Source organism: Kitasatospora sp. NPDC088160, assembly GCF_044741445.1.
Lineage (GTDB): Bacteria > Actinomycetota > Actinomycetes > Streptomycetales > Streptomycetaceae > Kitasatospora.
In genome coordinates, this window is record NZ_JBIUSS010000009.1 from 191,729 (window position 1) to 206,403 (window position 14,675).

General features: G+C 74.7%; 12 protein-coding genes. 9 read left to right on the top strand and 3 right to left on the bottom strand.

Features of this window, described 5'->3' with window-relative positions:
- Positions 1 to 9: 9 nt before the first annotated feature.
- Positions 10 to 327: a cupin gene (locus ACIOGZ_RS16030; RefSeq protein WP_363582412.1), complete on the bottom strand. Its 318-nt coding sequence runs from the start codon at positions 325 to 327 to the stop codon at positions 10 to 12.
- 143 nt (positions 328 to 470) lie between these two features.
- On the opposite strand from ACIOGZ_RS16030, the gene ACIOGZ_RS16035 reads away from it, so the two are divergent.
- Positions 471 to 737 carry a hypothetical protein gene (locus ACIOGZ_RS16035; protein WP_063348761.1) on the top strand — a complete coding sequence of 89 codons (267 nt, stop codon included), beginning with the start codon at positions 471 to 473 and terminating at the stop codon, positions 735 to 737.
- Positions 738 to 825: 88 nt separating this feature from the next.
- Here ACIOGZ_RS16035 and ACIOGZ_RS16040 read toward each other — a convergent pair whose 3' ends face one another.
- Positions 826 to 1,983: an acyl-CoA dehydrogenase family protein gene (locus ACIOGZ_RS16040; protein WP_363582410.1), complete on the bottom strand. Its 1,158-nt coding sequence runs from the start codon at positions 1,981 to 1,983 to the stop codon at positions 826 to 828.
- A 209-nt stretch (positions 1,984 to 2,192) separates the two neighbouring features.
- On the opposite strand from ACIOGZ_RS16040, the gene ACIOGZ_RS16045 reads away from it, so the two are divergent.
- Positions 2,193 to 3,470 (top strand): TetR family transcriptional regulator, encoded by a 1,278-nt coding sequence (locus tag ACIOGZ_RS16045; RefSeq protein WP_400809922.1) that lies wholly within the window; start codon positions 2,193 to 2,195, stop codon positions 3,468 to 3,470.
- Between the two features lie 53 nt (positions 3,471 to 3,523).
- Here the strand turns inward: ACIOGZ_RS16045 and ACIOGZ_RS16050 are convergent, their stop codons facing one another.
- Positions 3,524 to 3,844, bottom strand: a complete 321-nt coding sequence (locus ACIOGZ_RS16050) for a hypothetical protein (protein ID WP_363582406.1) — start codon at positions 3,842 to 3,844, stop codon at positions 3,524 to 3,526.
- A 344-nt stretch (positions 3,845 to 4,188) separates the two neighbouring features.
- On the opposite strand from ACIOGZ_RS16050, the gene ACIOGZ_RS16055 reads away from it, so the two are divergent.
- The 7 genes from ACIOGZ_RS16055 to ACIOGZ_RS16085 all read left to right on the top strand — a co-directional run bounded on the left by ACIOGZ_RS16055 (position 4,189) and on the right by ACIOGZ_RS16085 (position 14,669).
- Positions 4,189 to 6,126, top strand: a complete 1,938-nt coding sequence (locus tag ACIOGZ_RS16055) for an ATP-binding protein (protein WP_363631810.1) — start codon at positions 4,189 to 4,191, stop codon at positions 6,124 to 6,126.
- A gap of 61 nt (positions 6,127 to 6,187) precedes the next feature.
- Positions 6,188 to 8,545 (top strand): hypothetical protein, encoded by a 2,358-nt coding sequence (locus tag ACIOGZ_RS16060; protein ID WP_400986223.1) that lies wholly within the window; start codon positions 6,188 to 6,190, stop codon positions 8,543 to 8,545.
- Positions 8,546 to 8,722: 177 nt separating this feature from the next.
- Positions 8,723 to 9,376 (top strand): VTT domain-containing protein, encoded by a 654-nt coding sequence (locus tag ACIOGZ_RS16065; protein WP_363617692.1) that lies wholly within the window; start codon positions 8,723 to 8,725, stop codon positions 9,374 to 9,376.
- 209 nt (positions 9,377 to 9,585) lie between these two features.
- A complete protein-coding gene (locus tag ACIOGZ_RS16070; RefSeq protein WP_363582400.1) occupies positions 9,586 to 11,361 on the top strand; it encodes a threonine/serine exporter family protein in 1,776 nt (591 codons plus the stop codon).
- A gap of 78 nt (positions 11,362 to 11,439) precedes the next feature.
- A complete protein-coding gene (locus ACIOGZ_RS16075) occupies positions 11,440 to 12,522 on the top strand; it encodes a hypothetical protein (protein ID WP_400842981.1) in 1,083 nt (360 codons plus the stop codon).
- A 238-nt stretch (positions 12,523 to 12,760) separates the two neighbouring features.
- Entirely contained in the window at positions 12,761 to 14,032 is a 1,272-nt protein-coding gene (locus tag ACIOGZ_RS16080) for a C40 family peptidase (protein ID WP_363631805.1), read from the top strand.
- Between the two features lie 115 nt (positions 14,033 to 14,147).
- Positions 14,148 to 14,669, top strand: coding sequence for a GNAT family N-acetyltransferase (locus tag ACIOGZ_RS16085; protein ID WP_400809928.1), 522 nt, complete (start codon positions 14,148 to 14,150; stop codon positions 14,667 to 14,669).
- Positions 14,670 to 14,675 lie beyond the last annotated feature (6 nt).

The window sequence follows — 14,675 nt, forward strand, 5'->3', positions numbered from 1 at the left end:
GCCGCCCCGCTAGGCGGTGACCACCGTCAGCAGCACCACCGAGTCGACGTGGGCCAGCAGCCCGTGCCGTTCCTGGGGCACCGGCTCCAGGCGTCCGACCGGCAGCTCCTGGTGCCGGCCGGCGATGGTCAGCGAGACCCGGCCGCGCAGCACCTGGACGCTGCCGGCGGTCGGCGGGGTGTGCTCGTCCAGCGAGGTGCCCGCGGTCAGCGCGATCACGGTCTGCCGCAGGACGCCGTCGTGGAGCACCAGGTGGGCGCTGCGCCCGTGCGGGCTCTCGGCCGCCCGGGCGGCGTGCTCCACGGCGAGCTGTTCGAGATCGGGCATCGCGCGTCCTCCTGACCCGGCGTGCCGGGCCGACCCCGGGCGCCCGGACCGGCGCCGTGTGCCCAGGTTCGCGGACGCGCTCGGCTCGCGCACCCGGAGCCGTTCGACGTGCAGCCCCCGGCGAGTGCCCGCATCGTGGAGGCATGGCGATCAACGAGACAGTCTCCGGTGGGTTCCAGGTCAACCGCTCGCTGCTGGCCGGCGGCGCGCTGCTCACCGGTATCGGCGCCGTGCTCGGCGTGGCCGGGGCGGCGATGGTGTGCGCGGCGCTGGCCACGGCCGGCCGCAGCTGGGTGCGCAGCCTGGAGACCGCGCCGGCCGCGTTCGCCCAGCGGGCGCTGCGCGAGGCGAAGGTGGCGTCCAGCGCGGGCTGGGAGGCCTGGCGCGCGGAGCACGGTTCGCCCAACTGAGCGCACCCGTCGACCTGAGCCGCACCCGCGCCCGTCCGGGTGCGGCGGGCCGCCATGGGGGTGCGGCCCGCCGCGGCTGTGGACCCGCCTAGAGGCCGAGGGACTTGGCGATGATGCTGCGCATGACCTCGCTGGTGCCGCCGTAGATCCGGAACACCCGGTTGTCGGTGTAGAGCCGGGCGATCGGGTACTCCAGGATGTAGCCGTAACCGCCGTGCAGCTGAAGGCACTTGTCGATGACGGTGGAGGCCGACTCGGTGCAGAACAGCTTCGCGGCGGCCGCGTCGGCGACGGTCAGCTCCCCCTGCTGGTACAGCTCCAGCGCGCGGTCCACCATCGACTGCTGCGCCACCACCTGGGCCTCGCAGTCGGCCAGGGTGAACTTGGTGTTCTGGAACTCGGCCACCGCTTTGCCGAACACCTTGCGGTCCTTGACGTACTGGAGCGTGAACCGCACCGCCGCGGCCGCCGACGCGTACGCGCTGACGGCGATGGCCAGCCGCTCCTGCACCAGGTTGTGGGTCAGGTAGGAGAAGGCCCGGCCCTCCTCGCCGAGCAGGTTCTCCACCGGCACCCTGACGTCGCTGAAGGCCAGTTCGGCGGTGTCCGAGGTGCGCAGGCCGATCTTCTGCAGCTTGCGGCCGACCGTGTAGCCGGGGGAGGTGGTGTCCACGCAGAGGATGGACAGGCCGGCCCGGCGGTTGTCCGGGTCGTACGGGGCGGTGCGGCAGACCACCAGGACGAGGTCGGCCAGCACGCCGCCGGTGATGAAGGTCTTGGCGCCGTTCAGGACGTAGTGGGTGCCGTCCTCGGAGAGCTTCGCGGTGGTGGCGATGCCCGCGAGGTCGGAGCCGGCGCCCGGCTCGGTCATCGCGATGGCGGTCATGATGTCGCCGGAGACGAAGCCGGGCAGCCAGCGCCGCTTCTGCTCCTCGGTGGCGTACTCCAGCAGGTAGGGCAGGACCAGCGCGGTGTGCACGCCCGAGGAGCCGAAGCTCACGCCCGCCCGGGCGGTCTCCTCGGTGATCACCGTCTGGTACTTGAAGCCGCTCTCGCCCGCGCCGCCGTACTCCTCCGGCACCTCGATGCCGTAGACGCCGAGCGCGCCGAGCTGCCGGTAGAAGTCGCGCGGCGGGTGGCCGTCGGCCTCCCAGCTCTCGTAGACCGGGACGACCTCGTTGGCGATGAAGTCCCGGATGGTCTCCCGGAAGGCCTCGTGGTCCTCGTTGAACACGGTGCGGCGCACGGCGGCGCTCCCTTCGGTGGTGACCGGCTGCGGGCGCCGGCGGGGGCTGAACGTGCCAGGTGATGGCCTCACAAGTTAATCCCGGGTAGCTTCGGCTGTCCAGGGTCGACGGCACCGGAAAAGGCTGGTGGCCACCGGCGGTCGGCGCCCTCAAGTGAATCCTTGCTAGCCTTCGGGCGGCAGTCCGGAGCGCGGGAGGGGGGCTCGCCATGGTGGTCCGACGACCTCCCGGGCGGCGCGCCCAGATCCTCGCCGTGGCGGCCGACCGGTTCCACCGCAGCGGCTACCACCAGGTCTCCATGACCGAGGTCGCCGCCGGGGTCGGCATCACCGCGCCCGCCCTCTACCGGCACTTCCGAGGCAAGCCCGAACTGCTCGACCGCGCCGTCCGGCTGGGGCTGGACGCGCTGGCCTGCGGGCTGCGCGGGGCCCGCACCGCCGGCGACCTCGGCGCCGCGCTGGCCGCCGTCGCGGTCGGACACCGCCCGCTCGGCACCCTGGTGCAGCGTGACGCCAGGCTGCTGCCGCCGGCCCGGCGGGCGGCGCTGCGCCGCGAACTGCGCGCCGACGTCGCGCTGATGACCGCCGTGCTGCGCGCCGGACGGCCGGAACTTCCGCTGCCGGACGCCGAGTTGCTCTGCTGGTCGGCGCTCTCGGCCTGCACCGGGCTCTCCTACCAGTCGGCCGCGCCGCAGCCGCGCCGCGCCGAGGCGGTGTTGCGCGAACTTGTCGCCGCCGTCCTCGCGGCCTCCCCGGGCGGCGCCGCCGCCCACCCGGATCCCGCCGCCCACCCAGGTCCCGCTGTCCACCCGGATCCCGCTGTCCACCCAGGTCCCGCTGTCGCCCCCGCTCCCGTCCCCGCCGCCGATCCCGTCGCCCCGGGGTCGCCGGAGCCCAGGCCGCAGGCGCGCCGCGAGGAGCTGCTCGCGGCGGCCGTCCGGCTCTTCCACCAGCGCGGCTTCGACAACGTCAGCACCGACCAACTCGGCGCCGCCGTCGGCATCTCCGGCCCCAGTGTCTACCGGCACTTCGACAGCAAGGCCCAGTTGCTCGCCGCCTCGCTGGTGCGCAGCCGCGAACGGCTCTGGCAGGAGGTGGACGGCGCGTTCGCCGCCGCCGCCGGGCCGGAGGCGGCGCTGGCGGCCGGCCTGGGTGCGTACGTCGGCTTCGCGCTGCGCAACGGCGACTACCTGGGCGCGATGCTCAGCGAGACGGAGCGGCTGGCCCCGCCGGACCGCCGGGTCGCGGTGGACTTCCGGCGCGACTTCCTGCGCACCTGGGTCGGCCTGCTGCGGCGGGTCCGGCCCGAGTACGACGCGGTCGAGGCCCGGATCCGGGTCCACGCCCTGTTCGCGCTGGTCAACGACGGGGTGCGGAACCGCCCGCACAGCGCCCGCCCGGACCTCGGGAACTGCCTGCTGCACCTCGGCCGGGCCGTCCTCGGACTGCCCGGAACGGACGGCGGCCGGGTGCCCGCCCCGCGTTGACGGGGCGGGCACCCGGCCCGGAGGGTGTGGCTGCGCCCGGGGCCGGACAGGACCTAGCCGACGGCGCCCGGGAAGAAGGCCCGGGCGTCGAGGTTGCCGTTGCCCTGCAGAGCGCCGATGTTGCCGCCGTTGCCGGTCGCGGCGAGGCCGTTGTTCTGGTTGCTCGCGCCCGAGCCGGTGGCCGTCTGCTGGGTGACGACCACGTTGCCGTGGACGTTGCCGATGACGTTGGCGGAGCCGGTGTTGCTCACGACGCTGCTGTTGGAGTGGTCGATGGCACCGGCGCCGTTGTCGGCGTGGGCGCTGGCGGCGCCGAAGCCGACGAGGAGGAACGCCCCGAGGGCGGTGGCGGCGGCTGCGCGGATACGGGACACGGTGGTCTCCCTGAGCTGGGGGTGCGAAATGTGGCGCGATCCGGAGTGGCCGCTCCGTGGCGCCGTTGCCTGACGTCGCACGTTCAGCATTCACCAGCAGCGTGGACGAACTCCACCAAACAGGTGGCAATTCCCCCGATGGTGTCATGGTGACGCCGTATCCGGAGATAGCCCGACGGTTGCGACGGCGGCATCTCCACTCCTCAAAACTGCTGGTGGAGATGGAAGTTGACGTGCAAGGCGGCAAGGCCGGACAACCCTGAGCTGTCAACGCGGAGTTGACCGAGTTTTCTCAGGGAGAAAGAAATGGTGGCCGGATAGTCGCACTGGCACACTGGGGACCCATGTCTGAAGGTGCCCCGCCCGAGCCCGCCCCCGCCGAGGATCTGCGTACGACCGAGGTCGATCTCGGCGGACTGGTGAACGTCCTCGCCACCCACCTCTACTCCACCCCGCTGGTCGCTCTGCGCGAACTCGTCCAGAACGCCCACGACTCGCACACCCGCCGACTCCTGGAGGACCCGGACGGCGACCACCGCCCGCTGATCCGGGTGCGCGGCGACGCCGCCCGGCGGACCGTCTCCATCGAGGACACCGGCGCCGGCCTCACCGAGCCGGAGATCCATGCCTACCTCGCCACCGTCGGCACCGGCTACACCCGGATGCTGCGCGACCTCACCGGCAACCAGGAGCTGATCGGCGCCTTCGGCCTCGGCTTCCTCTCCGCCTTCTCGGTGGCCGACGAGGTCGCCGTCACCACCACCTCGCACCGCGAACCGCACCTCGGCCACCGCTACCGCAGCCGGGGCGGCGAGCAGTACCAGGTCGACCCGGTGCCCGCCCGGCCCCGCCCCGGCACGGTCGTCGAGCTGACCCTCAAGGCCGAACACGCCCACCTCGCCGACGAGGACGCGCTGCGCGACGTGCTCGGCCGGTACTGCGTGCTGCTGCCGATCCCGGTCCACGTCGGCGACGACGAGCAGCCCGTCAACAACGTCGAGGTGCCCTGGCGCCACAGCGTGCCGGGTGACCAGCACGCCGCCCGGATGCGCTTCGCCACCGCCTTCGGCCGCCGCTTCGAGCCGCTCACCGCCTTCCCCGTCCACCCGGCCGAGGGCGGCACCGGGGGAGGGGCCGCGGGCGGCACCGACGCGATCGGCCTGCTCTGGGTCCAGGACGGCGGCACTTACGGCAGCAGCGACAACCGCGACCTCGCCGTCTACCTGCGCGGCATGCTGCTCGCCGAGGACGCCCGCGACCTGCTGCCCAGCTGGGCCGGGTTCATCGGCGGCGTGGTCGAGTCCAGCCGGCTCACCCCCACCGCCAGCCGCGAGGACCTCCAGCGCGACGACCACTACCGCGCACTCCAGCGCGCCCTCACCGACGCCATCGTCGACGGCCTGTACGAGACCGCCCGGCTGCGGCCCGCCGCCTGGCGCCGCATCCTCACCCGGCACGGCCAGGACCTGCTCGGCGCCGCGCTCTGCGACGAGCGGCTGTTCACCCTGCTCGCCGACGACGTCCCCGTCCCCACCTCCCAGGGCGACCTCACCGCCGGCGCGCTGCGGGCCGCGGGCGGGGGCGCGGTGCACGTCGCGCTCGGCAGCGGCGGCGGCTTCGAGGAGATGCTGTACCGGGCGATGCGGGTGCCGATCGCCCGCGGCGACCGCTACGCCGTCCTGCCCTTCCTGCGCCGCTACGCCCAGCTGCGCGGCTGCCGCCTGGTCGAGCTGGGCAGCGAGCACGGCGACCGCGAGCTGTTCCGCGACCCGGAGCGCCCGCTGCCGGCCGGCGAGGCGGCCTGGCTGGCCGGCGCCCTCGCGGACGAGGGCGAGCAGCTCGTCCCTGCCCGGTTCGACCCGCCCGGCCTGCCGCTGGTCCTGGTGCCGGACCGCGAGGCCGAGCTGAAGGCCCGGATCGAGGACGACCAGGCCGACGCCCGGATCCCGTCCGCGGCGCTGCGGCTGGCCCGGGCGTTCACCGCCCGCACCGACGGCGAGGTCAGGGCCCGCCTCTACCTCAACCTGTCCTGCCCGGCCGTGCTGGACCTGCTCGCCGCCTACCGCGCCGGGCACACCGGCAGCGCCACGGCGGCGGGGCTGCTCCGCTCGCTCAAGGTGATCATGGCAGCCGCCTCGGCGGGCCCGGCCGGCTCGTCCGGAGGCGACCTCACCGCCGCGCTGTCCGGCGTCGGCACCGCGGTCTCGGCACTGACCGCCGCCGTCCCGGCCGGCCTGCCGGGCGTCCCGGACACCCTCGGCGCCCTCCCGGACGAGGCGTGACGGACGGATTGTCAGTGGTCCGCGGTAGACATCACATCAGCACCACGCAGGGGGACACCACATGAGTACCGACATCTGGGCCTGGGTCCACGACGCCCACCGCCAGCTGGCCGAGGCCGGCCACCGGCGGCTGGCCGACGCCATCTACGAGCTGCCCGGCCACGCCAACGAGGGCCGCAACGACCAGGTGGACGCCGTCTACCCGGAGGCGCTGGCCGCCTCCCGGGCGCTCGGCCTGCCCTGGGTCGAGGTCTACCTGCGGCACTGGCGGATGCAGAACCTGCTGAACAAGCGCCACCAGGGCGAGCAGGCCCTGCCCGAGGCGGTCGACCTGCTGGAGTTCGCCCACCGCGAGGAGACGGCGGGCTGCCCGCAGTCCGTCTGCGTGGTGCAGGACTTCGCGATCTGCCACGCCCGGGTCGACGGCCCCGGCTACGTGCCGGAGCGGCTGGCGGTGCTCGGCGAGACGCTGGAGCGGATCGAGCCCGGCCGCGCCTGCTTCGACTGCCTCTCCCGCGAGTACTCCGACGCGCTGGAGGACGACGGCCGCCACACCGAGGCGCTCGCCCACCTGGACACCGCCGCCACCCGGATCCAGGCGGCCGGCGAGCGGCTCTCGCTGCACTTCCACCACGCCCGGGCCGGCACCCTGCACCGGCTCGGCCGGCACCAGGAGGTGCTCGCGCTGCTCGACACCGCCGAGCAGGCCGAGCGCTCCCGCGGCCACGAGATCGACGAGAGCGACCGGCTCTGGGGCGGCCTGCTGCGGGCCCGCGCGCTGGCCTCGCTCGGTCGGACGGAGGAGGCGCTGGCGCTGCTGCCCGACCGGGAGGCCGCCGAGCGCCACGCCGACCTGCGGGACGGCTGGACGCACACGGTCGAGCTGCTGGTCGCGGCCGGCGCCTGGGAGAACGACGCCGAGCTGGGCGCCGCCGTGGCCGGCTGGGTCGGCTACCTGGACGGCACCGGCTCGCACCGCCCGTGCGTGGACCTGCTGCTGGCGGCGGGTCGGCTCGCCCTCGCCCGCGGCGCCCGGACGGTGGCGCTGACCCTCGCCGCGACCGGGGAGCGCAAGCTCGCCCAGCTGCGCCGCACCGACGGCGTGGCCGCGGAGGTCGCCGCGCTGCGGGCGGCCGCCGAGGCGCTGCCGGAGCCCGAGCTGCCCGTCCCGCCCGGCGAGCTGGCGGCGCACCTGGCCGAGGTCGGTGTGCCCTACGAGACCGGCGCCGACCTGCTCTCCGTCGCCCTGGACCAGTACCGGGGCGAGCCGGCCGGTGCCACCGAACTGGCCGTCAACCTGGCCGCGGTGCTCGGCGGCCTCGGCCACGCCCGGGCCGCCGGCGACCTGCTCTGGCACTGGCTCGACACCGCCCCGACCGACGAGGTGCTGATCGGCATGCTCGGCTCCGCCCTGATCGACGCGGGGGACGGCGAGGGCGTCCGCCGCCTCGCCGACCGGCTGGCCGACGACAGCCCGGAGGACGGGCACTGGATACGCGCCCGCTGGGCCGCCGCCGAGGGCCGCTGGGCCGAGGTGCTGGAGCAGTGCGAGGCGATCCTGGCCCTGGACGCCGGCCGGATCAACACCCGCCGGCTGGCCGCCGGCGCCGCCACCGAGCTGGGCGACCACGCCACCGCGCAGCGGCTGTACCAGGAGCTCCTGGAGCACGCGCTGCCCGCCGAGGCCGCCCCGGAGGAGGAGCGCCACCGCACCGTCCAGGAGTCCGACCTCTGGCACCTGATCACGGCGGCCACCGCCAACCGGGACTGGGCCGCGGTCCGTTCCGCCGGCGCGCTGCTCGGCATCGAGTTCGACGAGCCCGAGGGGCCGGTGGACGAGGAGTGGCAGCTGGTCACCGTCCGGGCCACCCGCACCAACGGCGCCACCGCCGACCTGCCCGCCGTCCGCACCGGTCCGGCCACCGCCCGGATCCTGCCGGTGCTCGGCGAAGACCTGACGCTCAACCACGGCGACGTGGTGGTCTTCGCCCCGGCGCTGCTGGAGCCGCCGCCGGCCGAGGACGCCCCCGAGGAGGAGCGGCGCGGCTGGCGCCCGGTGTTCGAGCTGCTCACCCTGCTCGACCCGGCGGGGTACACCACGTACTGGATCGACGGCGGCTGGCCCGGCGACGAGCCGTGGGCGGCGCTGCGCGAGAGCCTCCAGCAGGCCGGCTACGCGGTCTGGGCGTACAGCGGGGAGCAGTACCGCATCACCGACCCGGCCGACGAGGACGGCACGCTGCCCGGCGTGTACGCCGCCCTCGGGGTGCCGCCGACGGCCTCCGCCGCCGAGGCCGACGCGCTGCTGCACCGGCTCACCGGGGACTGGGCGCACCCGCTCGCCTGGCTCGACCTGGCCAAGGCGGCGGGCGCGGACGCCGCCCGGCACGAGGAGGTCGTCGAGCGCTACGGCCTCTGACCCGGTCCGGCCCCGGCCGCCGGCCCCGGTCTGGTCCGGCCCCGGCCCGGTCCGGGCACGCGCGCCACGGGGGCGGGGCGCGCGTGCCCGGACCGGGAACCATCCCGGGATCTGTCGAGTCTTGGTAAATGCTTTACCATTTCATTGCCAAGACTCGACCCCCAGGAGTGTCCGCCCGTGACCAGCCTCGCCCTCGGCCCGTCCTGGCTCGATCCGACCAACCTGATCTCCGCCTTCGGTCTGATCGGCATCCTGGCCATCGTCTTCGCCGAGTCCGGCCTGCTGATCGGCTTCTTCCTGCCGGGGGACTCGCTGCTGTTCACCACCGGCCTGCTGGTGGCCGGCGGCACCTACCTGCACCAGCCGCTCTGGCTGGTCTGCGCGCTGATCGTGGCCGCCGCGGTGGCGGGGGACCAGGTCGGCTACCTGTTCGGCCGCAAGGTCGGGCCGAGCCTGTTCCGCCGCGCCGACTCCCGGCTCTTCAAGCAGGAGAACGTGGAGAAGGCCGCCGCCTTCTTCGACCGGCACGGTCCCAAGGCGATCGTGCTGGCCCGCTTCGTGCCGATCGTGCGCACCTTCACCCCGATCGTCGCCGGGGTGAGCAGGATGAACTACCGCACCTTCGTGGTCTTCAACCTCGTCGGCGGCGTGCTGTGGGGCGCCGGTGTCACCGTGCTCGGCTACTTCCTGGGCCGGATCCCGTTCGTCCGGGAGAACATCGAGGCGATCCTGGTCGGCATCGTGCTGGTCTCGGTGGTCCCGGTGGCGGTCGAACTGCTGCGGGCCCGCCGTTCCGGCGCGGCGTCCGCCGACCGCCACCGCGCCGGGTAGGCGTCCGCGGCCCCCGCCGGGGTACGCCACGTACATGTGCGTCCGGCAGTTCGATCAGGCAAGGTGTAACCCGAGATCGAACGGTGGCCGACGGCCACCAGGGGCGGCAAGGAGCGGAAGTGCCTAAGCGGGGCCGACCGGGCGCAGGCAAGCGGGCGAGGGGAGGCCGGGCGGTCCGTCAGACCCGGCGGACGCCGCCGGTACGGCCGGTGAACCCCGCCGAGGCGCCGCCCACCGAGGGCCTGCTGGGCCATCCGGCCCCGACCGTCGAGCCCGCCACCGTCGTCCCCTTCGTCCCGCCGATCACGGAGACCAGGGGCCTGCTGTCCCCGGAGCCGGAGCCGGAGCCGGCCCCCGAGTCCGGGGCGCCCGCCGGGTCCGGGCCGCACCCCGCGCTCGGGCCGCACCCCGTGCCCGGGCAGGCGCCCGGCCCGGAGGACGCGCGCCCGGCCCGCCGCCGATCGGTCGCCGAGGACACCCTCACCCCCGAGGAGTGGCGGGCCGCCGGCTACACCCCGCCGATGGGCATCCCGGTCCCGGAGCTGACCGCCGGTGCCCCCGGCGAGGCGCCCTGGCCGGACCGGATGCGCACCCTGCTGCGCATGCCGATGTCCGAGCGCCCCGCCTTCGAACGGACCGCCCGCGAGCTGCACCCCTCCGCGGGTGCGACCCGCAACGTCCCCCGCATCCTCGACCTGACGCTGCGCATCGGCGAGCTGCTGCTCGCCAGCGGCGAGGCCGCCGAGGACGTCGAGGCGGCGATGCTCGGCATCGCGCACGCCTACCGGCTGGACCGCTGCGAGCCGCAGGTGACCTTCACCCTGATCGGCATCTCGCACCAGCCCTCGCTGGTCGAGCCGCCGATCACCGCCGACCGGGTGGTGCGCCGCCGCACCTCCGACTACACCCGGCTGAACGCGGTCTACGAGCTGGTCGCGGACATCACCGCGGAGAAGGTCACGGTCAACGACGCCTACCGCCGGCTCGCCCTGATCCGCCGCAACCGGCACCCGTACCCGGGCTGGATGCTCGCGCTGACCACGGGTCTGCTGGCCGGCGCGGCCACCTTCCTGGTCGGCGGGCGGATCGACGACAAGGCCTGGCTGGTGTTCGCCAGCGCCTTCGTCGCGGCCGTCCTCGGCGACCGGCTGGCCTCCACGCTGGCCCGGCGCCGGCTGCCGGAGTTCTACCAGTTCGTGGCAGCCGCGATGCCGGCCGCCGCCTCCGGGATCATCCTGTCCTTCAACGACTGGGGCCTGCGCGGCTCGGTGGTGATCACCGGTGGCCTGTTCGCGCTGCTGCCCGGCCGGGCGCTGGTCGCCGCCGTCCAGGACGGCCTGACCGGCTTCTACATCACCGCCGCGGCCCGCCTGCTGGAGGTGATCTACCTGGTCGCGGGCATCGTGATCGGCGTGATGCTGATCCTCTACCTGGGGGTCGGCTTCGAGGCGAAGCTGCGGCCGGACGAGAGCCTGGCGGGCGTCACCTACCCGCCGGTCCAGATGATCGCCGCGATGCTGCTGACCCTGGCCTTCGCCACGCTGCTGCAGACCGACCGCCGCTCGCTCGCGCTGGTCACCCTGAACAGCGGCATCGGCTGGGCCAGCTACGGCGTGCTGGCGTACAACGCGGGCATCTCCCCGATCGTGGCGACGGGGGTGGCGGCCGGCCTGGTCGGCCTGTTCGGCCAGCTGATGGCGCGCTACCGCAACGGCTCCGCGTTGCCGTACGTGACCGCCGCGATCGGCCCGCTGATGCCCGGTTCGGCGCTCTACCTGGGGATGCTGTCCTTCGCCCAGGGCCACGCCAGCGCGGGCCTGGTGTCCGTCTCCCGGGCGGCGGCGATCGCGATGGCGCTGGCGATCGGGGTGAACCTCGGCGGTGAGATCGCCCGGATGTTCATGAAGCTGCCGGTCGGCGGCGAGCGCCCGTCGCTGTACCCGGTCGTGCCGCGCCGGGCGGCCAAACGCACCCGCGGGTTCTGACCGCGCGTTGGACCGGTGTTGGGCTCCGGGCCATGTCACGGCAGGCCGCACGCAGGACCAGGAACGAAGGTAAGACGCATGACCACACTGCTGGACGGCTACCGCGAGCACATCGTCGCCGCGCACAAACAGCCGCTGTTCCTGCTGCTGGTCGGCTTCATCACCTCCTTCGTGTGCATCCGGTTCAGCGTCCGGATGATCCGCGCCGAGGTGCGGTGGTGGTTCGGCAACGTCACCCCCGGCGGCCTGCACATCCATCACATGGTGTTCGGCCTGGGCTTCCTGCTGGTCGGCGGCGTCGGGGTGTTCGCCACGTACGGCGGGCACCCGTGGATCGACTGGTTCGGGCTGGTCTTCGGCATCGGCTGCGGCCTGGTGCTGGACGAGTTCGCGCTGATCCTGCACCTGGACGACGTGTACTGGAGCGAGCAGGGCCGCAAGTCGGTGGACGCGGTGATCTTCGGGATCCTGTTCACCGCCCTCCTGCTGGTCGGGTACGTGCCGCTCGGCGTGGTGCCCAGCCAGGAGACCAGGTGGGGCCTGATCACGGTGATCTCGGTGAACGCCCTGGCCTCGGTGATCACCCTGATCAAGGGCAAGATGTGGACCGGCCTGCTCGGCATCATGGTCCCCGGCCTGTCCTGGATCGGGGCGATCCGGCTGGCCCGCCCGAGCAGCCCGTGGGCCCGCTGGCGGTACGCCACGCGCCCGCGCCGCCGGGCGCGTGCGCTCCGGCGCGAGCGCCTGCTGCACCGGCGTGCGGACCGGGCCCGTACCTGGCTTTTCGACCTGATCGCCGGCGCTCCCGACAAGGTGCCCGCGAACCACCCCGCCGCCCACCGGGTGGCCGAGCGGATGTCCGCCCGGGCCACCGCCCACCTCGACGCGCATGCCGCCCGGGCGCTGGCCCGGCGTCAGGCGCGGCTGGCGGACCGCCGCTCGGCGGCCGCCGCCGGGGCCGGGGCGGCGAACTCCCCGGCGGCGGGTGGGCCGTACGGCGGGGGCGGCCCCGGCGCGGGCCCGTCCCTCGGGGCGCAGCAGCGCCGTCGTGCGATCCGGGCGGGGCGCAATCGGACGTACGCGGTTCGTCCGACCGGGGTGGAGCACCGGTCCGGGCGACACCCCCACCTGCGGCCGCACACCCGCCGGATCCACCGGTAGTTCGCATACCCTGTGCGCCCGGCTGAAGGTGACTTGTGGTCAGATCATCTGATGGTCACCCGCCCGGCGGAGTGCGTCCGAGGTGTGAAAAGCGCCGGAGTTGAGAACATGATCGGCGAGTGACCGTTCTGTCATGTGATGGGATGATTCGTCGGACCTGCTCCGCCCGGCCGCCCCGCCCGAGCGCCGCGGACCGTCCGCCGCCGTCCCCTCCGGACCCGTGAGAAGGGGATGTCTCGTGGCGCGCAGGCTCCTGCCGACCCTCCTGTTGTCCCTCACCGCCCTGCTCGGGCTGCTCCCCGCAGCCCAGGCCGCCCCGGCGGACCCCGAACCGGCCGCCGGCCCCGCCCGGACGGAGGACCCGTACCCGACCACCGGGGAGATCGACCGGGCCCGCGCCGAGGCCGACCGCACCGCCGCCTCCGTCACCGCCATCGAAGCCGGCCTCGCCGCCGCCCGGACCGAACTCGACCAGGCCGGCCGCAGCGCCGAACAGGCCGTCGAGGCCTACAACGGCGCCCAGCTCGCCCTCGTCCGGGCCCGCGCCGACGAGACTGCCGCCGCCCGGAGCGCCACCGCCGCCGAGGCCGACCGCACCGCGGCCGCCGAGGACGCCGCCCAGCTCGCCGCCGAAACGTACCGCCAGGGCGCGGGCGCCGCACTCTCCGCCCTCAACGCCCTGCTCGGCGCCCACGGCCCGCGCGAAGCCGGCGACCGCGCCGCCGTGATCGGCGTCGCCAGCGAGCGCACCCGGCAGATCCTCGACGCCGCCACCTCCACCGCCGCCGCCGCGACCCGAGCCTCCGCCGCCGCCCGCGCCGCCACCGAGAACGCCGAGAAGGCCGCCGCCGAGGTCGGCGCCGCCAGGGCCAGGGCCGAGGCCCGGCTCGCGGCCCAGCAGGAGGCGGTCACCGCCGCCGACCGCCGCCGCGAACAACTGCTCACCGACCTGGCCGCCGCCCGGCACACCACCGTCGACCTGGAGCGCCGGCGCAGCGAGGCCCTGGAGGCGATCGCCGCCCGCGAGGCCGAGGCCGCCGCCCGCGCCGCCGCCGAGAAGGCCGCCGCCGAAGCGGCCGCCGCGGCCGAGGCCGCCGCCAAGGCCACCCCGGCCGCACCTCCCGCCGCCGGCGGCGCGTGGTCCGCCGAGGGCGCCGCCGCCGCCATCGCCTTCGCCCGCTCCAAGATCGGCCTGCCCTACATCTGGGGCGGCGAGGGCCCGGCCGGCTACGACTGCTCCGGGCTCACCATGATGGCCTGGCGCGAGGGCGGCAAACAGCTCAACCACTTCGCCGCCGACCAGTACGCCCAGAGCACCCCGGTCAGCTACCGCCAGCTGCGCCCCGGCGACCTCGTGTTCTGGACGGACACCGGCCGCGCCGTCGACATCCACCACGTCGGCCTCTACATCGGCGACGACCAGATGATCGAGGCCCCCCGCGTCGGCATGCCGGTCAAACAGGCCAGCCTCTGGATCATGGGCACCCCCGACTTCTACGCCCGCCCGTAGCGCCCGGCCCGCTTCCGCGCCCGCCCGCAGGGCCCGATGTGCGCGTCCGGCTCGCGTCGGGGCTGTCGGCGGCGGGCGCTAGCGTGGCCGCGTCGATCACTCGGGAGGAGACGCGATGAGGCTGCGGGACGTCGAGGCGGGGGACGTCGGGGCGTACGTCCGGATGCGGTGCGACGCGGTGATGATGGCCCAGCTGGGCGGGCCGCTGCCGGAGGAGCGGGTGCGGGAGCGGCTGCGCAAGGACGTCGTGGAGGTCGCCGAGGACCGTTCGTGGATCAAGGTGATCGTCCCGGACGGCGCCGGGCCGGAGGTGGTGGCCGGCTCCGTCACGCTCTGGTCGCACGAGGAGGACGGCGCCGCCGTGGCCGAGATCGGCTGGATGGTGCTGCCCGAGTTCCAGGGGCGCGGCCTCGCCAAGGCGGCCGTCCGGGAACTGCTGGACGCGGCCGCCCGGGACGGCCGGTGGGGCCCGGTGCACGCCTTCCCGGCGACGGCCAACGGCCCGTCCAACGGGATCTGCCGGGCGCTCGGCTTCCGGCTGCTCGGCGAGCTGGACGTCGACTTCGCCGACCGAGTCCTGCACTGCAACCACTGGGTGGTGGTGCCGGGGGAGCACCACGCATCGGGCACGGAATAAATGGGA